The following is a 23481-nucleotide window of genomic DNA, read 5'->3' on the forward strand; positions in this document are numbered from 1 at the left end:
TTTTTATTATTCTGAATATGCTTTTGCTATTTGTTTGGAGCTTCCTAAACCTTCTATTCCCAATTCTACTACATCTCCGGGTTTCAAATATTTTGGAGGATTAAAACCTAAACCAACTCCCGAAGGAGTTCCTGTAGAGATGATATCCCCAGGCAATAAAGTCATATACTGGCTGATGTAACTTACCACATGTTGCACATTGAAAATAAAATCTGAAGTGGAACTATCTTGAATCTTTTCCCCATTGAGTTTCAACCAAAGGTTAAGATTGTTAGGATCTTTAATTTCGTCTTTGGTAGCTATGAAGGGACCTATGGGGGCAAAGGTATCACAACCCTTTCCTTTACACCATTGCCCTTCTTTTTCAATCTGGAAGGCTCTTTCACTATAATCGTTATGCAGAACGTAACCTGCAATGTGATCGAAAGCATTTTCCTCAGAAACGTACGATGCTTTTTTACCGATAACAATAGCCAATTCCACCTCCCAGTCTGTTTTTTCACTATTCTTTGGAATGACAACATCATCGTTAGGGCCCACGATTGCCGATGTAGACTTAAAGAATAGTACAGGCTCCTTGGGTACCGCCATTCCGCCTTCTTCAGCATGTTTGGCATAATTCAATCCTACACACACTATTTTTGACGGTCTGGTCATTGGAGGCGCCAAACGTGCATCCTCATCAATTTTTGGGCAGGAGCCCTCATTTTCCAAGAGCCACTTTCCCAAACGCTCAATCCCGTCTCCTCCAAAAAAATTCTCATTAAAGTCTTCACCAAAGGCAGAAACATCAATACGGGTACCATTTTCCAATTGAACCCCTGGTTTTTCCGCACCTTTTTTTCCGTAACGTACTAATTTCATATTGCTAATAGTGTTTTAAGTTGTTCTCACTTTTTTGAGCTTGAAAATTAAGGTAATTCTTTCGTTTATAACACCACTTCCTTTTCTCCTAATATCTCTTGCCAAACAGGTCCATGTGGAAACGAATACTCCTCTAAGGATTCTCCTTTCATAGTGATACTAAAACCAGGCATTATGGGTGGCATATAAGCCCCGTTCTTAATGACCACCGGATCATGAAAATGTTCATGTAAATGATCAACATATTCTATAATTCTATTTTCCATAGAACCGCTCACTGAAATATAATCAATCATAGAAAGATGTTGCACGTACTCGCACAAACCAACACCTCCTGCGTGCGGACAAACAGGAATATCAAATTTGGCCGCCATTAAGAGTATGGCCAATATCTCATTAACACCCCCTACCCTACAACTATCTATTTGACATATACCAATGGCATTGGCCTGCATCAATTGCTTGAACATGACCCTGTTTTGGCAGTGTTCTCCAGTCGCTACCTTAATTGGAGCTACTGAGGCAGCAATCTTCGCGTGGCCCAAAACATCATCTGGGCTGGTTGGTTCCTCTATCCAATACGGATTGAATTTTGCCAAACTGGCCATGTTTTCTATCGCTTCGTCCACATCCCATTTTTGATTGGCATCCATCATTAACCTCAAATCAGGACCAATTTCTTCACGTATAATTTGGGCACGGCGCATGTCATCCTTTAGATCCGACCCTACCTTTATTTTAATGTGATCAAAACCAAGTTCCTTCGCCTCACGGCACAGACGGCGCATTTTATCATCGGAATATCCTAACCAACCCGCTGAAGTAGTATAGGCCCGGTAACCATCCTTCTCCAACCTGTTAATTCGTTCGCTTTTGGTAGCCTCTTGTTTCTTTAATAGTTCCAGAGCTTCTTCAGGAGTAATAGCATCGGTGATATAGGTAAAATCTACACAGGAGATAAACTCCTCCGGACTCATATCCGCAATTAACCTCCACAGCGGCTTGCCTTCCACTTTAGCATAAAGATCCCAAACGGCGTTTACCATAGCGCCCGTTGCCAAATGAATAACCCCTTTCTCAGGACCTAACCACCTCAACTGGCTATCTCCAGTAATCATTCTATAAAAGGAAGCCATATTATCCGTAAAACTTTCCAAGGTTTTACCTATTACTAGAGGCGCAAGGGACTCCAGTGCCGCAGCACAAAGTTCATTACCGCGGCCAATGGTAAATGTTAGCCCATGGCCCTCAAGACCTTGGGGGTGATCGGTTTTTAAGATAACATATGCCGCAGAATAATCAGGATCGGGATTCATAGCATCCGATCCGTCTAGCGATTTACTTGTAGGAAAGCGTACATCCTTAACTTCTACTCCTGTTATTAATATGCTCATGGTCTGTGATTAGATTTACGAAAACAAAACTAATTGCCACGAACTTTAATCACTACACCAAAACCAACGTATATTGATACTTTTTTTGCTTAAATTTTATTAATGACAAATTTTAGGTATGCAACTTCACATAATCACTAGGAGACATTCCTGTAATTGTCTTAAATTGTCTATTAAAGTTGGAAATGTTATTGAATCCAGACTCGTAACATACTTCTGAAACCGATTTATTATGCTCCATGAGCAATTTACACGAAAAACCTACCCTGATTTCATTTAGATACCTAGTAAAAGTCTTTCTATGTACTCTTTTAAAAAATCTACTAAAAGCCGATGGATTCATATGGGCAATCTCTGCTACATCCTTGGAATGAATGGGAGTATTAAAATTCTTGAAAATAAAGGAATAAATCCGATCAAGGTTTTCGTCATCGGATTTCCGAAATGATGAAACAAACCCTGCACTGGACAATAAAGTATAGCTGGGATGCTTCGCCAATTTATTCAATATTTTTACAAAGCTTACAGCTTTATCAAATCCTTGTAGTTGGAGTAAACCTTCTATTTCATCAATGGTCTTAGGAGACAATCCCTCAAATTTTACACCCTGCTGTGCAAGTTCAAAAAGGCGAGCTATAGGCTGAACCTCAGGAGTAGATAGCCATCCTTCACCAAAAAAGTCCTGTATAAAATGGACTGCAATAGCCTCAGCTGTCAATTCAGAATTATCGGAAAAATAGACATCATCGTTCAACCACATATGAGGAAGGTTCTTACCAATTAGCACCACCTCTCCTTCTACAAACTTTTCAATACTATCGCCTATAAACCTGGTTCCGGTACTTTTCTTAATTGCCACCAACTCCAATTCCGGATGATGGTGCCAAATTTTAAGAAAGTGGGGGTAACTGTTCATACTTACCGTAAAGGAACTATTCTTGGCACTTGCCCTGTCTAATAAATGCAGTTTCATTTTATGGTTTTCTAAACATTAATTTAACAAAGAGTCATACTAAAAATATCAAATCAATCAAATATAGGTAGTTGTGGCAAAAAAAATATCAATGAGTGTATAATTTTTAGTAGGGCATCCCAATTATGACTTCTAATTTTGGACCCGTGGTTTAGCAAATTGTTAATTCTTCAATAAAAATTGGATATCCGTTGAAACTTTTTAGCAAGTGATTTTCAGTTATTAAAAATGGAGACAAACAATTAAAAAACCATAAAAAAATCAGCACAAACTAAGTCTAACTAACGCTTTCATCGATTATGAAAAAACGACCAAAGTTCAGAAGTTCCCAACGGGCACTTCCAAAACTTGATTACAAAACAGCGGTACTACTGCTGTTGACGTTAATCATTCAAAATGGTGTTACTGCATCTGATAATGTGTACGTACCCACAAACAAAACTAACGTTCAAACAACAATCTCCGGAACCGTCACGGACGAAAGTGGATATCCCCTACCGGGTGCCACGGTGGTTGAAGTTGGTACTTCCAATGGAGTTTCTACGGATTTTGATGGTAATTACTCCATAACCCCAACGGGAGATAACCCCGTATTAGAAGTTTCTTATATAGGTTTTGCCACAAAAACCGTAAACGTAAATGGCCAGACTTCCATTAATATTGTACTTGCCGAAGATGCAAGTGAACTGGAAGAAGTGGTTGTAACAGGTTTGGGAATCACAAGAGCAAAAAAAGCCCTTGGATACGCAGTTGCTACGGTTGAAGCGGACGCGCTTGTGGAAGCAGCACCTACCAACTTTGCTACCGCACTTTATGGTAAAGCTCCCGGGGTACAAATTGCTGCGACCTCAGGTGGTAATACAAGTGCGGTAAATATAAATATTAGAGGTCTTAATTCCATCAACGGGAGTAATCAGCCATTAATAATTAAAGATGGTGTTCCCATTAGAAATCAAGATGTTTCCAATGACAATTATTGGAATAACCAACGAGTTGAAGGAAATGGCCTTTTAGATATCAACCCAGAAGATATTGAGAATATTTCGATTTTGAAAGGTGCCTCGGCAGCTGCCTTATACGGTTCAGAAGCAGTAAACGGTGTTTTGCTGATTACAACAAAAAAAGGTAAAGGCAAAGGGTGGAGCGGAGAATTCAATTCTGTTTACAGCTTTGACAATGTTGCCTACATGCCTAAATGGCAGAATGAAAGAGGCCCAGGTTATCCTTGGTTTGTTGCCACGTGGGGTGACGATGTTGATGCTGACGGCTTTCAATATTATGATACAAATGGTGATGGCACGCCGGATACAAAAGGTGTCATTGGAACCAACCTGAACTATGGGCCGAGGTTTGACGGTCAACCTATTTTAGCTTGGGATGGCAATGTTCGCCCATATACTGCACAAGATAGTTATGAGGGTTTATTTAAAACAGCTCACAACACCAGAATGAATTTTGGATTATCTCACGTAGGTGAAAAAGCCAATACAAGATTTTCGTACACTCGCCTTGATAATCAATCTGTAACCCCAAATTCTGACAACTCGAACAACACCTTTAGTTTGAATTCAAACGTCGATTGGACAGACAATTTTAGAACTCAAGTGGTTGTTGATTACTACAATAAAAAAATTGTCAATAGACCCTATAAGATTGATAGGATTGTCAACAATTTTGGAGGTATGATGAACAGATTTGATAATGCAGATTGGTACAAGGATCAATACAAAACAAGTTTGGGCTACAGGTTTGTAACAGGTTCAGGGCAAAGTTTCACTCCAAATGAGAACATTACTTTACCTGGCTACAGGGGCGATATCCTAGATTACTTTTGGCGAATTAATGAATATGATTACGAAGAAAGGTCTGATCGTGTAATAGCGGCTCTTACCATGGAATATGACTTTCTGAAGGATTTCAACATTAGAGCGAGAGTTTCACATGATTTCACTTCGGAATATACCGAAGACAAAAGACCCACTGAAATACCCTTGGTTTACAACAACACTACAGGTATGTTTAGGATGCTACAAAAAAAGGACAATGTTAAATATGGTGAGTTGTTATTAACCTACAACAAACAACTTAATGATGATTTCTCCTTGCTAGCAAGAGTAGGTTACAATGCAGAGGAAAGAACTAACAGGTTGACCCAACTTCAAACCGTGGGCGGTCTAACTGTAGAAAATTGGTTTGATATTTCCGCTTCAAGACTACAACCTACCATAGGAGACTTAAAAGGGTGGAACAATAGGGACAACTATCTTCGTGATGGTATTTTTGGAACTTTAAATATTGATTATAAAGGTCTTCTATATTTAGAGGGAACAGTAAGAAAAGATAGAATATCTACCGTTCCAGCTCAGTACAACGGCTTCACCTACCCATCTGTTAACGGTAGTTTTGTGGTATCCGAAGCTTTTGAACTTCCCCAATCTATTGATTTATTCAAGGTAAGAGGTTCTTGGGGTGTAGTTGGTAATGCACCTGGCCTTTATCAAGCAAATATTGCCTATACTCAATTAGGTTTAAGTGGCTCTGAAACAATTTACACCACTCTCCCAACCAATTACGGTAATGACCAAATTAAGCCCGAGGAGAAACATGAAATCGAATTTGGTATGGAACTTAGAATGTTCAAAAATCGATTAGGTTTGGATGTTTCCTACTACGATGCAGAAATTAGAGATCAAATTTTGCAGTACACTTTACCAAGAAGTACGGGCGCAGAATCTGTTCTGGCGAATGTAGGGATTTTAGGAAACAAAGGTTTAGAAGTTGGCTTTAATGGCTCCCCTATAAGGACTGCTAATGTTGATTGGAATTTAGGGATTAATTTTTCAAGAAACAGGAATACCGTTAAGAAACTTACGGATGATTCAAATCAACTTGTTCACCAAGACCAAGATGGTAGTGCAGTTCAGCTAGTTTCCCAGGTAGGAGAAGCCATGGGAGATATAATGGTACATCCATTACTGACTGATGCTAACGGCAACAATGTAGTTTCCGATAATGGTCTTTATTTAGTTGATGCTGATCAATGGGTAAAGGCAGGAAATGTAAATCCAGATTTTATTGGTGGTATTTGGTCAAACCTTTCAGTGAAAAATTTCACCTTTGACTTTAGTATTGATTATAGCTGGGGCGGAGATATTATGCCCAAAGGATATTATTGGATGGTAGGAAGAGGCTTGACCGAAGAAAGTTTAGCATTTAGTGATGCCGCAAGAGGCGGTATTAGTTACTACCCCTCACAAGATGGTGATAATGTTCAATTAATTCAATCCAACGCTAATCAAGGCCCTAGCGGCGAAAGAATTTATAATGATGGTATCATTTTAGATGGGGTCAAAGCAGATGGGAGTCAAAATGATATCATAGTTTCCAATCCAGAATATTTTTGGACCGTTTATAATTGGGGAGGGCCTGCCTATAGTCCAAATACAAGGTACGATTTATTTGTTAGGGAAAACAATTACCTTAAAATGAGGGAGATGTCAATTGGGTACAGCATTCCAAAAGAGGTTGTAGAAAAGACAGGACTTTCATCCATAAACCTTTCTGTTTTTGGCAGAAACCTGTTTTACCTGTACAGAAGCATTAAAGAAGTTGATGGTGAAGGAGTTACCGTTGGTACGGATTGGAAACAAAACTGGTATAATGGCGCCAATGGATGGACCAGTAAAACAATTGGATTACAACTTAGGGCAAGATTTTAAACAACATATTTAACGATATAATTTCTCTTATGAAAAAATCAAAAATTTTTATTGTAAACCTTCTTTTGGCGGCTATGTTCTTAACCTCTTGCCAAGAAGATGATTTCGCGGAGTATTATACGGACCCGGCCACTATTGCAGAAACTACGGTAGAAAAACAATATGCAGGGTTTCTTCAAAGCAATAAGGATGACATAATGCCGTCATACTCCAAATACTTTGTAACCGGCCGTCCAACTCTTATGATTTATACGCAGAGCAGGGGTTTTGAAAACAGTATAGGCAGGTTCGTTCCAGGAGATGCCCCCGTTGACCCAATTTATAATAGGTTCTATGCTACTTTATTTCAGTTTAGGGAAATGGAGAGAATCTTTGATAACCTATCACCTGAGGAGCAAAACGAATATCGAATTTTTATGATTACTGGTAAAATCTATCTGTATGATTACACTCAGAAGATGGTTGATCTTTTCGGCGATATTCCATTTACCGAAGCAGGTAAAATTAGCCAGAACGAAGGGGACTATCAATCTTCATATGCCTCTTTTGATACTGCGGAAGACCTGTACAACCTAATGATTTCTGAATTGAAGTCTATAGCACAAGAGTTGAATAGTATATCTCTTACTACAGCTGTTAAAGATTATTTTACCGTACAAGACTTTATAAATGGAGGTGATATAGAAGTTTGGAAAAGATACTGTAACTCTTTACGTATCCGTCTATTAACGAGAGCATCTTCCAACTCGGCATTTGCTTCTGTTGCCCAGTCTGAAATTCAAGAGATCTTGGAAAACCCTTCGGCATATCCTATCGTTGAAAGTAATGAAGACAACATACAAATTGAATCATTAGGAGAAGGTATGGGTATAGAAGCGAATTTCCAGAGCACATTTGTAGAAGGAGATGGCTGGAACTCAAACGTTGCCAGCAAAGCTATGATTGATCATATGGTAGAGAATACGGACCCTAGATTAAGATGTATTTTCCAACCCGGTAGCGAAGCTGGGGAAGATGAATATTTAGGGTTAGATCCGACAATGGCACAAAGTGCACAAAGCGCATTGATTAATTCTGGTACGGTAAGTATATTTAACAATTGGACTTTTAAAAACAATCGAAATTTTCCCGGAGTTTTAATTTCGTCTGCCAATGTGAACTTTTATTTAGCTGAATTTTATTTGGCTACCAACGATGTACTTGCAAGGGAGCATTATGAAAAAGGTATAAGAGAGTCTATCAACTTTTATTATAGCGCGCGAGAATTAGCTATAAACTTTGATGACTCACCAGAAATAGCTTCTCTTGAGGCAAGCGAAATAGATAACTACATAGCTGGTGAAAATATAGCTTGGTCTTCAGGTTTGAACAATGATGGAAAGATACAACTCTTAGCCAGGCAAAAATGGCTTCATAACAATATGGTAGAGATGTTCGAGAATTGGTCTGAGGTCCGCAGATTGAATTCGCCAGAATTTGAGTTCGTTAACGATAATTCATCTGGCCAGTCCATCCCACCAACCAGATTTTTATATCCCTCTGCAGAGAGAACATTTAATGCCGAAAATTATAGCACCGTAAGTAGCGAAGATAATTTGGATAGTAAAATCTTTTGGGATATAGATTAAAAATAATTATGTTAGTTTCATGATTAGTTGAGTTCAGCAATGGCCGGCCCTAAAGCCGGCCATATCTGTTTTAATACAAACCATTTATACCAGATTATTTAGATGAAACCCCTCCATCACAACCTAAAAATTGTACGCCGTTCTTTTTTTTCGCGTACCTTAATTTACCTTTTTTTCGTCTGCTTTTTATTTAATGCTTCATGCACGGAACAAGAAAAAAAACTCTTGGTATTTAGTAAAACTGCCGGTTTTAGACATGGAAGTATAGAAAGTGGTGTTACAGCCCTGAAAAAATTGGGTAAAGAGAACGGTTTTAAGGTAATAGCTACAGAGGACTCCAATTTTATGGTTGAAGATTCTCTAAAAACCTATTCCGCCGTAGTTTTTTTAAATACCACAAGAGATATACTTAATGATGTTCAACAGGCAGATTTTGAAAGATACATACAATCGGGTGGTGGCTTTGTAGGAATCCATGCGGCAACGGATACGGAATATGATTGGCCTTGGTACAATAAACTGGTAGGAGCCGTGTTTGAAGGACATCCGAAAATTCAAGAAGCAAAACTTTTAATTAAAGACAAAAACCATTTATCAACCAAAATCTTTAAAGATTCCGTTTGGACTAAAAGTGATGAGTGGTACAATTTCAAAAACATCAATCCGGACATCAATGTGGTCCTAAGTATTGATGAAAACAGTTATGAAGGTGGTTCCAATGGGGACAATCACCCAATATCTTGGTATCATGCATACGATGGAGGTCGTTCCTTTTACACGGAATTAGGACATACGGACGAGACTTTTGAGAATCCCATTTTTCTCTCCCACCTTTTAGGGGGAATTAATTATGCCGTTGGAAATAATACAAGGGATTATACAAAAGCCAAGACTCAAAGAATTCCTCCAGAGGACAGATTTGCCAAAAAAATACTCGATTTTAACCTGAACGAACCTATGGAACTAGATGAACTTCCAGGTCAGGGAATTATTTTTGTAGAACGTAGGGGTGCTGTTAAACTTTTTGATTTTGCATCGGAGAGTACCAAAATTATGGCACAACTGGATGTTTGGTACGGTAACGAAGATGGATTGTTAGGAGTGGCCGTTGACCCCGGTTATCTCAAAAATCATTGGGTGTACTTCTTTTACACACAGCCAAGCGAAGAATCTGTTCAAAGGGTCTCGAGATTTACCATTAGAGATAATAAAGTAGATATCTCATCAGAAAAAATCCTACTTGAAATTCCAACGGACCGTCAATGCTGCCATAGTGGGGGAGCTTTGGAATTTGGTCCCAATGGAAATCTTTTCATAACCGTTGGCGATAACACCAATCCGTTTGAATCTTCGGGTTTTGCCCCAATAGACGAAAGAGAAGGTAGACGGGCTTGGGACGCTCAAAAATCAGCCGCCAATACCAATGACCTACGAGGTAAGATTCTTAGAATAAAGCCAGAGGATAACGGCACCTATACCATTCCCGAAGGCAACCTATTTCCAAAGGGCACACCTAAAACCAGGCCTGAAATATACATCATGGGGAATAGAAATCCTTTTCGTCACTCCATAGATAGTAAAACCGGATATTTATATTGGGGAGATATTGGCCCCGATGCTGGAAAGGCAGATCCGGATAGAGGACCCAGCGGAATGGGCGAATATGACCAGGCCAGAGAAGCAGGGTTTTGGGGCTGGCCCTACACAAGGGGCTATAATGAACCTTACAATGATTATGACTTTGAATCGAAAACCTCTGGACCAAAATTTGATCCTAATAATTTAATTAACGATTCACGCCATAATACCGGACTTCAAAAACTTCCTCCCGCCCAAAAATCAATGATACCCATGACGTATTACCGATCTGAAGAATTTCCTTGGATGGGTGCAGGAGGAATTAACCCTATGGCAGGCCCAGTTTTTCATGCCAGTGATTATCCAGAGGCAACCAATCCGTTTCCCAGTTACTTTGAAGACAAATTGTTCCTTTACGAATGGATGCGCGATTGGATTTATGTTGTCACCCTTGATGAGAAGCAGAATTATGTGAAGGCAGATGCCTTTATGCCCAACACAGAATTCTCCCATCCTATGGATATGGTTTTTGGTTCTGATGGAAAACTATATGTGTTGGAATATGGCCAAAAATGGAATTCCCAAAATTTGGATGCCCGTTTAAGCAGCATTACATATTTAGCCGGTAACCGGGAGCCAATTGCCCAAATTACCCAAGACAAAGTAGTTGGTGCCGCCCCGCTCACAGTTCAATTTAAAGGGGAAAACTCTCTGGATTATGACAAGGATACCATTGGTTATGAATGGTTTTTTGAAGGAACTGAAGTTCAGTCCACAGAGGTGAACCCAAGTTTTACCTTTGAAAAAGACGGTATATACAATGTTCGTTTAAAGGTTACGGACACCGAGGGAAATACTTCCTCCGCACAATCAAAAATAATGGTAGGAAACGATGCCCCCGAATTAAAAATTACCATTAGGGATAACGACTCTATTTACTGGTACGGAAAAAAGATTTCCTACGAGGTAAGTGTAACGGACAAGCAAGATGGTTCCACAGAAGACAACAGCATTCCTGCTGAAAATGTAAAAGTAACCTTTGATTATATTCCCGAAGGCAAGGACATAGTAAAAGCCGCCATAGGCCACCAAAGAAACATTATCCCAGAAGGCAAAAAAGCTATTGATGGTTCCGATTGTAAAGCCTGTCATGCACCAATAGAAAAAGTGAATGGACCCAGCTATATGGACATTGCCAAAAAATATAATGAAGCAGATACCGGCTACCTGGTTTCAAAGGTGATCAAAGGAGGTGGTGGTGTTTGGGGCGAAAATGCCATGTCTGCCCACCCTCAATTAAATGTGGAGGAGGTAACCCAAATGATCGAGTATATCCTTAGCCTTAAACCGAAGGAAAATGATAATGAAAAATCCCTACCTCTTAGTGGAACCTTAACTTTTGACAAGCATACTACCAGTGGCGGGGAAGGAACCTATATTCTTATGGCTTCCTACAGAGATAATGGGAACCCAAATCAGCCTGAATCCGAACTAACCGCAAATGACCAAGTAGTATTCAAAAGTCAAAAGATTCAAGCAGAGGACGCCAATGAAATAAGTGAGGGCATCAACACTTGGAGAACCAATTACTCCAAAGTGGTAGGCGGTATGGTCCACAATGCTTATTTAAGATTTGATAATGTGAATTTGAAAGACCTAAAGCAATTGAAGTACGCTACTTTTTATAATTCTGATTATGATTTTAACGGCGTTTTGGAAATAAGGGAAAACACTTTAGACGGCCCCCTATTAGGAAAACAAGGGTTAAACTATATGGGGCCAGAGAAAACAGCCTATTATCAAATTCCTTTGCAGGGCACAGAAGAAAAAGCCACTATTTACTTAGTCTACAAGAACCCAAAACATCCTAAAAGAAATATGGGCCACGCAGATTATATATCATTTGACTACAAAAAATAATTGCAATAAAATAGCCGGTTGACAATTGGGTTAACCGGCTTGAAAAATAATGGATACCGGTTGATTGTTATCATTGATTACTTCTTTGAAACACCTTAGTTTTAAACCACTTTCAGAAATTATTTGAAACCAATCCTCCAATGTACGTGCATACCAAGAATGGCCATCTGTAAAATTACCGGGTAGTCCTTTCCATGAATCCGTTATAAATTGGCTTTTATATTCATAGCCGTTTTGAAGTAGAAAAAAAGGATGCAAGGTCTGAACCACAATACTTCCATCTGCCAAAAGGTTTGTTTTTACGGCTTTAAATAATTGGTGTAATTGATCTCTCTGATAAATACTGAAATTAAATACCGCCAAATCAAATGGGGCTTCGGGAATTATTTGGCCTTCAATAACATCTTCGTAAGACATATGATAATAAGATTCCAGTCCTTTTAAACGGGCATTGATCAATAATGCTTCCGTAGCATCAAGACCCACCACTATTTTCCCAGACTTAGAAAGCTCTCTTGTAAGCCATCCTTCTCCACACCCCATATCCAATACTCGAGTACCTTTCATATTGGAAACGAAAGAAACTATGGAGGCATTGGTAAATTTACGGGAACCTATAGAATTGGAATCCAATACCTTTATCCATTCCACAGCGTTTTTTTCCCATGACGATTTGATTTCACCCATACCAAAACAATATATATAAAAATTACAAAAGGCCTAGCATTGATTAAATGTAGGCCCTTTGCTCTTAAAATGAACTCAACAAACAATTATAAACTCGGGTTATCCGGTGTATTGGGGTTACTATTTCTTTCCGTTTCAGGATATGGGTAATAATTTCTGTTTCGTTCCTCATCATACTGCATGGCCGTGCCACTAGGTTCAGGCCTGTTAAACCTTCTACTATCCTCAAGACTCAACCCAGTAAGAAAAAGTTCTGCACGCCTGTTTTTGTAAATAGCCTCCAAAAGCGCATCTGAAGTCATATCTCCATCATATGGAGCAGCATTCGCATTAATATCCAAAGGGTCATCTGTATCTGTTAAAACAGCATTTAAAGCGGTTTCGGCAGTTGCCAAGTCAGGACTACTTTTGCGAATACTTGCTTCTGCAATAATCAGATTCATTTCATCGGGAATATATAATGGAATGGGAGCCACATTTACATTAAAAAAACCTGCTAAATCTTCAATGGGCAATCCATTTTGATTGGTTTCATCAAAGGCAACGAGATAAAAAGTCAAGCGACCGTCCGTTTCCTCAAAAACAAATTCTGAAGGCAACCCGAAGTTATCCCTAGGCTTAAAGTTGGGGGAATCATTTAAAAACACCCTACTCCAAATTGGATTCAGGTTTTGTAAATCATAAACAAAATTGGAAACCTCCGTTTGACTCACGGATTGCGCATTGGTAATGGCCTCCTCATAATTACCTGCAAAAAGGTTATACCTAGCCGAAAGTGCATCAATGCTATTGCTCAAATCAATATTACCAAGGGTAACCGCCTCCGTAAATTCAGATGAAACCGCAGTGCTTGAAATGGCACTTTTGGCCTCACCCAGTAAACCCACGGCAATATTGTAAGCCTCCAACCTAGGAACAAAGGTAGCGCTGTTTTCTGGGTTGGTTTGAACTACAACCTGCTCATAGTGCTGCGCCAAGGCACCAATTGCCATAGCTTTAAACAGTTTTGCATGAGCCAAAAGCCCACTTTTAGTGCCTGCGGCCAACTCAATGTTCTCCGCATTGGTTTCAATGTCTTCAGCAATCTTAACGACTCTGAGCATGGTAGACCAAAGTCCTTGAACATTGGAATTGAAATCAGGGAGCGGGGTTCCCCCATCTTCCAACTCGATCATATTTTGAAAGGTAGTTGTAATACCACCTTCCCTTGTCGTCACCGCCGGTGTTTCCACCAAATATCTTACTCCTGTTGTAGAGTATAATTGTTGCAACCCAACCGCAGCGGCCAAAATTCCCTCTCGAGACGCGTAAGCCTGTTCCGTGGTGGCTGAATTAGGGTTGTCAAAATCAGTTTCACAAGAGGCAAGTGTCAAAACAGTTATCAACAAAAGCCCTTTTAGTTTTATTTGTATAAATTTCATCTTAATTCTTATTTAGAAGTTGACACTTAAACCTAGCTGATAGGTTCTTGGAATGGGAACCCCGGCAAAATCGAATCCTCTTACTCCATTACTTTGACCCGCGGTATTAATTTCAGGATCCCATCCGCTGTAATCGTCCCAAGAAATCAAGTTCCTACCAATAAGACTTATCTTAATATTATCTACGGATTCAAAAGGTTCCGGAAGATTATAGCTTAATGCCAATTCACGAAGCTTAACAAAGGACCCATCCTCAACAAACTCCTCAAAAATTCCTGCTTGGGCACCACCGTAACCTTTAGGCAAGTTTCCTTGCAATTCTTGGCCAACATTATATCCGCCTCCAAAAATTACGTTATCCATCAGCCTTCTGTTCCAGTTAAAAACATCAAAACCTTGAACAGCATCAAACTGAACACGCAAGTCTACATTCTTATATGAAAACTCATTGATCAGCGAACCAAACCATTCTGGATTGGGATCCCCTATTACCTTAGAAGAAGAACCATCTTCCGTAGTACCGGTAAAAGGATACCCATTTTCGTCAAGAGCAATATTCCCATCTGCATCCCTAGCATAAAATTGCCTGTAGAATACACCCAATGGCTCCCCTTCAATTACATAGTTGGTAGCGAAACTTCCGGCCAACGCAAATTGACCTCCGCCTGCTACACTGGTAACTTCATTCTCATTTTTAGAATATGTAGCGGTGATGTCCCAAGTGAAATTCTCTGACTTAACAGGTGCTCCTTTTAACAATACTTCCAAACCGGTATTTTCCAAATTACCTACGTTCTCAATCCTAGAAGAATAGCCGGTAGATGGGGACAACTCCCTTGGAAGCAATAAATCTGTAACCTCTTGCTTGTAATAAGTTAGCTCCACACCCAACCTATTATTGAAGAAACCGGCATCAAAACCAAATTCTATTTCTTCCTGTCTCTCAGGAGCAATATCCAAATCTCCCTGCTGCGTATTTGGGATAAGCCCGGGAGAACCATTAATGGAAATAGGGCTAAGTAGGGTAAATCTTTGAAATGCGGAGAGAGCCGTAAGGTTTCCTGCTTGTCCCCAAGAACCACGTAATTTAAAGGTACTAAAGGCATCACCAAATGTATTTTCCCAAAAATCCTCCTCAGATATAATGTAAGACAAACTAGCTTTGGCGTACAACTGAGATCTTTCATCCTTACCAAAAGTAGAAGCTCCATCACTTCTTAAAGCTCCATTTATATATAATTTATCCTTATAACTAAAGGATTGTTGAACAAAGGCGCCCCAGTAGGATATTTGAGACCTACTTTCTCCCTGTTCCACTATACTACCGCTGGTTGCCGTTTCTACAATTGGAGGAAGCCCAGTGGCATTGATACCTATTCTTTCAAACTCTTCATATTGCCAAGAACCTCCTAAGGTAGTTGTTGAGGAAATATCGTCATTAATTGCTGCCTTATAAGATAGATTTAAATCACTGTTGTATTGAAAGTTATTGATATCAGACCTACGTGCAAAACCGTCACCATTAGGTGAAGTATTATTGATAGGGATAAAAGCTGTGGCCGATTGGTTGAAAAAATCCAGACCCAATGTATAATTGGCGGTAAGATTATCTGTAATCTGCGCATCCAAACCAACACTTGTTATTACACGATTTATTTTCTGTCCAAAATCAAATCTATCAACGGCTTCAGCAGGATTGGTCCTGGGAACCAACAAAGAAGTTTGTGGATAAACCCCTGAAGCATTTGGTGCAGGATCAATAGAGTTATCACTGAACACAAAACCGGTAATAGCTCCATAAGCGGCATTTATACCTCCATTAGGTACTTCCTCACTCTTGCTTCGCACATAATTTAAACTTGCGTTTATCCCTAACCAATCAAATGCCTTTTGTGTTACATTGGCCTTAAAACCTATTCGCTGAAAGTTGGTATTTTTTATAATTCCTTCATTGTCCAAGTGTGATCCAGAAATAAAATAGGTTGTCTTATCATTACCGCCACTAACGGATAAGTAATTTTCTACTCCAAAACCTGATTCAAAAATTTCATCTTGCAAATCATACCGTTCTACAGGCACCGTTGCCAAATTGGCCCTATCAAAAGGGTCTTCCCAAGCCAATGGCACATCATTATAATCTATGGTCTTTCTTAGCTCATTGATTTTTGCGTTTGTAGAAAAACTAAATCTAGGCTCACCAGATTTTCCCTTTTTGGTAAAAATCTGTACCACACCATTACTGGCGCGAGAACCATAAATTGCAGCGGCAGCCGCACCTTTGATTATTTCAATTCTCTCAACATCGTTGGGATTTAAATCTGCCAAACGATTTTGTGTGTTTCCTCCGGTATCAATCAATTCCGCACTGGAGTTGCTTACAATAATCCCATCTACTATATAAAGCGGATCGGAGCTACCTAAAACCGTACTAGGACCGCGCAACCTAATACTGATTCCTCCTGCGGGATCACCAGAATTTTGTTGTACCAATGCTCCCGTTATCTTTCCTGAAATTGCTTGGTCTACCGCAGTGGCCCCGTTATTGACCAAATCTTCGGATTTTACAGAAGATATAGCATTACCCAAGGTTCTTTTGTTTACACCTACAGTGCTACCGGTCACCACAACTTCATCCAAGCTCAATAAATCTTCGGATAACTGGGCGTTTGCTTCAATTTCATTAGAAGCCTGTGCCGAGACCTTAATTCTTTTTGTAGAATACCCTAGGTAACTGGCCAATAAGGTATATTCTCCAGGCTCAAGAGTAGCCTTGAATTCATAATTACCGTCAAAATCGGTTACACCTCCATAAGATGTATTCTCCAAAAATACCGAAACTCCTGGTATAGGAAGCTCATCATTGGCATCCGTAATGGTACCCTTAAAAGTGTACTGCTCTTGCCCAAAGCCAAAAGCCACACAAAGTAGCATCATCAATGCTACCCAGAAGGGTGATTTTCTTTTAAATAAACTTGTTTTTTTCATACGTGTACTTGAGTTAGATTCTAAAAGAGTGAGCGAAACAGCAAATTGAACTTTTGATAATTTACCGCCTACAGGGTAAAAATAGATAAAAAATATCTTTTGCTGTATTTTGCAATCTTTTTTTGCAAAAACTCGAAAATTGTATAATTTTCGTATCCACATACGGAAAAGCCTGCAGTAAAAGTTATATATTTCGCATTGCAGGGAGAAAGTCAACCAAACCTAAACCATGCTCAAACAAGAACGACAACAAGTCATACTTAATGAAGTAGCACTTCATAATAGAGTTTTATTAACCGATATAGCCGATGTACTTAATGTTTCTGTAGATACTATAAGAAGGGATGTTATTCAATTGGATTCTGAAAGAAAATTGAAAAAAGTTCACGGTGGAGCCATCTCCTTAGGTTACACCAACGAAGGTATACCACAACAAAGGGTATACGCCTTGGAAAAAAAATCCAAAATTGCAGATAAAGCGGTGCAACTATTAAAAAGTGGAAACGTCATAATTGTGCATGGAGGAACTACTTGTTTAGAATTTGCAAAAAAAATACCTAGCAATTTAAGCCTTACCTGCTTTACCATGAGTTTACCAATTGCTCTGGAATTGGCAAAAAAACCAAAGGTAGAAGTGATAATAATAGGTGGGACGCTATCTAAAGAATCTCTAATTGCCTCCGGCGCCAACGCCATACACAACCTCTCCAAAATAAGGGTAGACTATAGCTTTCTTGGTACAGGATATGCAGATGCAAATTATGGACTTACGGAATTTGACTGGGAAAGTGTTCAAGTAAAGAAAGCTATTGTACAATCTTCCAAAAAGGCAGTACTACTTACCATCTCTGAGAAGTTAAACTCGCAAAACAGATATAAAACTTGTGACTTGCAGGAAATCTCCATAATGATTACCGAACTTTCTCCAAGTGATAGTAAACTGGAGGACTTTAGAGAAAAGAACATTACATTGCTATAAATTTTAATTAGCATTACCAGATATTTTTGGAATTGTTTAAACACTAAAATCATCGTATGCATGCACCCTTTATCACAGACAAAACCTTTAAAGGAAAAGACTTCACAAAAGAAAAATTGGTAAAAGGGGAGTACGAAAACTGTGTTTTTGAAAGTTGCAATTTTGAAAAGGGATTTTTGGACAACCAAAATTTTATGGAATGTACCTTTAATGAATGCAACCTAAGCAATGCCAATATTACCAATACTACCTTTAAAGAGGCTAATTTCGTTAATTGCAAAATGATTGGTTTGCATTTTGAAACTTGTAATACCTTTCTAATGGACTTTGCCTTTGAAGACTGCAACCTACATCTCTCATCCTTTTATAACCTCGAGTTACGAAAACAAGTATTTAATTCATGCCTTCTAACCCAAGTTGATTTCAGCCAAGCCAATTTAAAAGGAAGTGATTTTAATGAATGTGATTTGAAAGGGGCCATTTTTGATCAAACCAATTTAGAAGGGTCCTTTTTTACCACAGCATTTAACTTCCAAATTGACCCAGAAAAAAACTCAATTATGAATGCTACTTTTTCCAAAGAGGGGCTTTTAGGCCTTCTTGGTAAATACAAAATCAAAATACCTTAGCATTACTTTTCATTGGCTACATGTGCATCATAATTTGTATCTTGTGCGTAAAGATGCCTTTATGCGGTCTATTATAGTTCCTATTCTTTTCCTTACGCTGCAAGTTTTTTCACAAAACATTATATCACGCCCAGTAAGTAGCACCCCTCCAAAAGCCACTATTGAAGCCGTTTCCTTTATGGAAGGGCACTGGAGAGGTGAGGCCTTTGGTGGAATAACGGAGGAAATATGGGCTCCGCCCCTTGGTGGCTCCATGATGTTCTCATTTAAACTTGTGGTTAATGGCGAAGTAAGTTTTTATGAGTTGGGTCACATTAGAGAATTGAACGGCTCCTTAATTTATGAGCTGAAGCACTTTAATGCTGATATGACCGCATGGGAAGAAAAAGAGGAGGTTAGGCAGTTCAAGCTCATAAAGGTGGAGAAGGACAAAGTCTTTTTTGATGGTTTCACTTTTGAGCGTGTGGGTGCAAATGAGGTTGTAATTTATGCACTTATTGATGGTGAGAAGGATAAGCCGGAGGAGATAACTTTTAATTTTAAACGTTTGTAGGTTGAAGAAAAAGTGCGAAGAATGCGGAAGGGAGCTCATGGGAAGAACAGACAAGAAGTTTTGTTCAGATTATTGTCGCAATGCCTATCACAACAAACTGAACAAGGACAGTAACAATCTCATTAGAAACGTTAATAACCGGCTTCGCAAGAATTATCGGATTTTAGATAGTTTCCCCCTTAAAGAGGGAAAAACCACTACACCCAAATCAAAACTAATTGATAAAGGTTTTGACTTTGAACACTTTACCAACCTCTACACAACTAAAAAAGGGACTGTTTACTATTTTGTCTACGACCTAGGCTATCTTCCTCTTGACAATGATTTTTATATGATTGTAAAAAGGGAATAAAAAAAGGCGCTCATGGCGCCTTCATTATTTGTTAAATAGATTTATTTCCAATTCTGCCCATTTAATTTCAAGGCAGCAACTACAATATCCTTCCTGCTTATTTGACCAACGAGAAGTCCATCTCTCATTACCGGGAGCCTACGTCTATTATGCCTATCAAAAATGCCGGCAGCATCAAAAATGGATATATCATGGGGAATAGTCTCCACCTCTTTGGTCATAAACTTTTCAACGCTCTTGTCCAAAATAGGCTGATTAAAATACCTACTTTCGGAAATTTGTTTCATACAATCTGCCTCTGATATAATTCCCACTAAAAACCCATTATCATCTAGTACGGGCCCTCCGGAAATATTATGTTTGGTAAATTGTTCCATTACCTCCAAAATGGATTGATCGGTGGTGAAGGTAACCAGATTTTGGGTCATGTAATCAGATACCAATATGGGGGCATCGTACTCTTTCTTTGAAACTGTCTTGGCCCTTGGGCCCATGAAACTCTTTATTCCCATAACGATTTGGTTTTATTTCTGCGCAAATGGCAGGTGGTTAATTACTAAATATAAGCAAAATTTAAATACATTCACCTATATTTCAGCTAATTAATTACCAAATACGCAATAAATTGAAAACAATCATAACATTCTTCAAATTTACAACCCCTGTTAAAACCATCTGCTATTTCACATTTTAGTACCTTTAAATAAGCTTATGACTTATGCATAGATTTCCATCATATTTAGTTCTAATTTTCCTGACCGCCGCTATTTTCATTGGATTCTATGTCTCCACTCCATCAATCGAGCTGGAAGACAAAACGCCAGAAAACGTGTTCTCGTTAAAAAATGCCTTGGAGAACGTAAAGCAGATGTCTAAAAAACCTCACGCCACAGGTTTTCCAGCTCATAAAGATGTTCAAAAATACCTAGTGGAAGAATTAAGAAGCTTAGGACTTTCTCCTGAAGTTCAAAGTGGTTATTCCTTGGGAAAAGGTCGTAACCTTACCAAGGCAACGAACATAATGGCCAAAATTAAAGGCAGGGAAAAAGGCAAAGCGCTCCTGTTACTTTCCCATTATGATAGCAACCCACACTCCTCTTTAGGGGCCAGTGATGCAGCAAGTGGAGTAGCCACTATATTAGAAGGAATTAGAGCTTTTCTGTCAAAGAACACAACACCTAGGAATGATATCATCGTTCTTTTTACGGATGCCGAAGAATTAGGATTAAACGGAGCCTCTCTATTTGTGGATGAACATCCTTGGGCAAAACAAATTGGTCTGGCACTAAATTTTGAAGCCCGTGGCAGTGGTGGGCCAAGTTATGCCTTTATTGAAACGAACCGAGGAAATAAAAACCTACTACAGGAATTCATCAAAGCAAACCCCAAGTATCCTGTAGCCAATTCTTTATACTATAGCATTTATAAAATGCTCCCGAATGATACGGATTTAACCGTATTTAGGGAAAATAGGGATATTGACGGATTTAACTTCGCCTTCATAGATGACCATTTTGATTATCATACGGCACAGGACTCTTATGAAAGGCTAGACCATAAAAGTTTGGCCCATCAAGGGAGCTATTTGATGCCTTTGCTAGAACATTTTAGCGAAGCGGATATCACCCAACTCAAAAGTCTAACGGATTATGTCTATTTTAATATTCCCTTCTTTGAAGTGGTCTCTTATCCCTTCGATTGGATTTGGCCCATACTTGTTATTGCGTTGGTTTTTTTCGTTCTAATATTAGCCAGAGGCATCAAAAAAGGGACAATCGCTCTTAAAGGTATCCTTCAAGGTTTTTTACCATTGTTCATTGTACTCATACTAAATGGGATCGTTGCGTACGCCGTCTGGCCTTTTTTGAAGACCATTTATCCTAGTTACGAAAATATACTGCACGGCTTTACCTATAACGGACATGCCTACATTTGGAGTGTGGTTTTTTTTGCCATAGCTACATGCATTTTCACTTATAATCGTTTTAAAAAAATATCCATAGCCAATTTAATTGTTGCCCCTCTATTTTTGTGGATACTTATCTGCGTAGCTATCGCAAACTACCTGCCTGGGGCCAGCTTTTTTGTAATTCCTGTTTACGCGCTTTTGGCTATGTGGTTCGTTTGCGTAAATCAAAAAGAGCCAAGTATTTGGCCCTTACTCTTTTTATCTTTGCCTGCAATTTGGCTGTATTCTCCTTTTATAAGTGGATTCGCTATAGGTTTAGGCCTAAAAATGTTAGTGGCTTCCGCTCTATTACTATCCCTCACGTTTGTACTTATTCTACCCATATTTTCCAGAATTGGATTTCCTAAATCATGGGCTCAGGTGTTTTTCGTTTTTTCTATTGCCGGTATGGTATACGCCCACATTCAAACCGAATATACAACTGAAAACAGATTTCCGAACAGTTTGGTTTTTATTCAGGATGATAATGCCAATAAATCGTACTGGGCCAGTTATGATGCAGTTTTAAGTGATTGGAACGAAAGTTATTTTAAAGGAAAGGAACTGGAAACATCTCCCATTACGAATATCATAAGTAGTAAATACAACACTCTTTTGAGGCATTACTCCAATGCTCCTACTATTTCGGTGAAGTCACCTTTTGTTGAGACCTCCTTGGATTCTATAATCAATGGAAATAGACATCTTACCCTTTGCATTGCTCCCAATCGCCCTATAAACAGAATTGAGGTGTATACCAATATCATCCCTTTAACGAAGGCGAAAATTAATGGGCTACCTATTTCACCTTATGACTTGTTAGATAGGGCTTCCGGTAAATTGCTTACCCATTTTTATTCACCAGGTGATTATACTGAAATAGAACTGGTTTATCCCGAAAATGAAAAACTCCAGCTTACCATACTAGAGGCAAGCAATGACCTGTTGGAAAACCCGAAATTGAATATCAAAAAAAGACCCGAAAATAACATGCCCATGCCTTTTGTATTAAATGATGCTGTACTAACCTTAAATACATTTCTATATGACTAAAATCGCTGTAATGGGTTGTGGCTGGTTGGGTCTTCCTCTAGCAAAAGCCTTACTTTCAAAACAATTTTCAGTAAAGGGTAGTACTACCTCTGAAGAAAAGGTTTTGCAGATGAAAAAACTGGGAATTGAACCCGCTTTATTAGTTTTGAGCGAAACGGATATTAAAGGTAACATCCATGAATTTTTGGCCAATGTAAATATTTTAATCATTAATATACCTCCAAGGTTGCGAAGTGGTAACGGCGAAAATTATGTAAAAAAGATGCAGCTCGTTTACAGAGCTTTACTCATCTCATCAGTAGAGAAAATAGTGTTTGTTAGTAGTACATCTGTTTACGGAGATATTCATGGTGAAGTGGACGAAGATACCCCGCCCAACCCCTCAACTGAATCTGGAAAACAATTAACAGAAGCAGAAAAGATTTTTAAAGATGTCAAGAATTTTGAAACCACAATAATAAGATTTGGCGGACTTATTGGACCTGACAGACATCCTGTTACCATGCTCTCGGGAAGAAAGAACTTGAAAAACGGTCACTACCCAATCAACCTTATACATCTAAACGATTGTATTAAAATTATTGAGGAAGTAATTCTCAATGATTGGTGGAACGAAACCCTCAATGGTGTTTTTCCATATCATCCTTCAAAAAGTGAGTATTATAATACCGAAGCAAAGAAAAGGTCCATTCAACCAATTGATTATGAACAAAGTAACGCTAAAAAAGGAAAAACGGTTCGTTCTAAGAACCTTATTTCTGTTAAAGGCTTCAGGTTTACTACAACGTTATAGTTGAG

16 protein-coding genes are annotated in these 23481 nt (G+C 38.9%); 9 read left to right on the forward strand and 7 right to left on the reverse strand.

Annotated elements, in window-relative coordinates; genetic code table 11:
* Positions 1 to 6: 6 nt before the first annotated feature.
* The 3 genes from IL355_RS00530 to IL355_RS00540 form a co-directional block, all read right to left on the reverse strand.
* Complete coding sequence (locus IL355_RS00530; protein WP_192460268.1) at positions 7 to 864, reverse strand: fumarylacetoacetate hydrolase family protein; 858 nt, start codon at positions 862 to 864, stop codon at positions 7 to 9.
* Between the two features lie 65 nt (positions 865 to 929).
* Positions 930 to 2258, reverse strand: a complete 1329-nt coding sequence (locus IL355_RS00535) for an L-fuconate dehydratase (protein ID WP_192460269.1) — start codon at positions 2256 to 2258, stop codon at positions 930 to 932.
* Between the two features lie 112 nt (positions 2259 to 2370).
* The gene (locus tag IL355_RS00540) at positions 2371 to 3231 is read right to left on the reverse strand and encodes an AraC family transcriptional regulator (protein WP_192460270.1); all 861 of its coding nucleotides are present in this window, start codon (positions 3229 to 3231) and stop codon (positions 2371 to 2373) included.
* A 299-nt stretch (positions 3232 to 3530) separates the two neighbouring features.
* On the opposite strand from IL355_RS00540, the gene IL355_RS00545 reads away from it, so the two are divergent.
* The 3 genes from IL355_RS00545 (at position 3531) to IL355_RS00555 (ending at position 12076) form a co-directional block, all read left to right on the forward strand.
* The gene (locus IL355_RS00545) at positions 3531 to 6950 is read left to right on the forward strand and encodes a SusC/RagA family TonB-linked outer membrane protein (protein WP_192460271.1); all 3420 of its coding nucleotides are present in this window, start codon (positions 3531 to 3533) and stop codon (positions 6948 to 6950) included.
* A gap of 29 nt (positions 6951 to 6979) precedes the next feature.
* Complete coding sequence (locus tag IL355_RS00550; RefSeq protein WP_192460272.1) at positions 6980 to 8578, forward strand: SusD/RagB family nutrient-binding outer membrane lipoprotein; 1599 nt, start codon at positions 6980 to 6982, stop codon at positions 8576 to 8578.
* Between the two features lie 225 nt (positions 8579 to 8803).
* On the forward strand, positions 8804 to 12076 hold the full coding sequence (locus tag IL355_RS00555) for a ThuA domain-containing protein (protein WP_192460273.1): 3273 nt from the start codon (positions 8804 to 8806) through the stop codon (positions 12074 to 12076).
* A 30-nt stretch (positions 12077 to 12106) separates the two neighbouring features.
* Here the strand turns inward: IL355_RS00555 and IL355_RS00560 are convergent, their stop codons facing one another.
* The 3 genes from IL355_RS00560 to IL355_RS00570 all read right to left on the reverse strand — a co-directional run bounded on the left by IL355_RS00560 (position 12107) and on the right by IL355_RS00570 (position 17169).
* The gene (locus tag IL355_RS00560; protein ID WP_192460274.1) at positions 12107 to 12763 is read right to left on the reverse strand and encodes a class I SAM-dependent methyltransferase; all 657 of its coding nucleotides are present in this window, start codon (positions 12761 to 12763) and stop codon (positions 12107 to 12109) included.
* Between the two features lie 86 nt (positions 12764 to 12849).
* Entirely contained in the window at positions 12850 to 14184 is a 1335-nt protein-coding gene (locus tag IL355_RS00565; protein WP_192460275.1) for a RagB/SusD family nutrient uptake outer membrane protein, read from the reverse strand.
* Positions 14185 to 14196: 12 nt separating this feature from the next.
* Positions 14197 to 17169, reverse strand: coding sequence for a SusC/RagA family TonB-linked outer membrane protein (locus IL355_RS00570; protein WP_192460276.1), 2973 nt, complete (start codon positions 17167 to 17169; stop codon positions 14197 to 14199).
* A gap of 229 nt (positions 17170 to 17398) precedes the next feature.
* Here IL355_RS00570 and IL355_RS00575 point away from each other — a divergent pair, with 229 nt between their 5' ends.
* The 4 genes from IL355_RS00575 (at position 17399) to IL355_RS00590 (ending at position 19682) form a co-directional block, all read left to right on the forward strand.
* The gene (locus tag IL355_RS00575) at positions 17399 to 18148 is read left to right on the forward strand and encodes a DeoR/GlpR family DNA-binding transcription regulator (RefSeq protein WP_192460277.1); all 750 of its coding nucleotides are present in this window, start codon (positions 17399 to 17401) and stop codon (positions 18146 to 18148) included.
* A 56-nt stretch (positions 18149 to 18204) separates the two neighbouring features.
* Positions 18205 to 18777, forward strand: a complete 573-nt coding sequence (locus IL355_RS00580) for a pentapeptide repeat-containing protein (RefSeq protein WP_192460278.1) — start codon at positions 18205 to 18207, stop codon at positions 18775 to 18777.
* Between the two features lie 61 nt (positions 18778 to 18838).
* Positions 18839 to 19330, forward strand: a complete 492-nt coding sequence (locus IL355_RS00585) for a DUF6265 family protein (protein WP_192460279.1) — start codon at positions 18839 to 18841, stop codon at positions 19328 to 19330.
* 1 nt (position 19331) lies between these two features.
* Entirely contained in the window at positions 19332 to 19682 is a 351-nt protein-coding gene (locus IL355_RS00590) for a hypothetical protein (protein ID WP_192460280.1), read from the forward strand.
* Positions 19683 to 19723: 41 nt separating this feature from the next.
* Here IL355_RS00590 and IL355_RS00595 read toward each other — a convergent pair whose 3' ends face one another.
* On the reverse strand, positions 19724 to 20194 hold the full coding sequence (locus IL355_RS00595; RefSeq protein WP_187456226.1) for a CBS domain-containing protein: 471 nt from the start codon (positions 20192 to 20194) through the stop codon (positions 19724 to 19726).
* Between the two features lie 206 nt (positions 20195 to 20400).
* Here IL355_RS00595 and IL355_RS00600 point away from each other — a divergent pair, with 206 nt between their 5' ends.
* Both IL355_RS00600 and IL355_RS00605 read left to right on the forward strand, forming a co-directional pair.
* Positions 20401 to 22683: a M28 family peptidase gene (locus IL355_RS00600; RefSeq protein WP_192460281.1), complete on the forward strand. Its 2283-nt coding sequence runs from the start codon at positions 20401 to 20403 to the stop codon at positions 22681 to 22683.
* Positions 22676 to 23476, forward strand: a complete 801-nt coding sequence (locus IL355_RS00605; RefSeq protein ID WP_192460282.1) for an NAD(P)H-binding protein — start codon at positions 22676 to 22678, stop codon at positions 23474 to 23476. Before IL355_RS00600 ends, IL355_RS00605 begins: the two co-directional genes overlap by 8 nt.
* The last annotated feature ends 5 nt before the right edge of the window (positions 23477 to 23481 follow it).

Source organism: Euzebyella saccharophila (assembly GCF_014855495.1).
GTDB classification, from domain to species: Bacteria; Bacteroidota; Bacteroidia; order Flavobacteriales; family Flavobacteriaceae; genus Euzebyella; species Euzebyella saccharophila.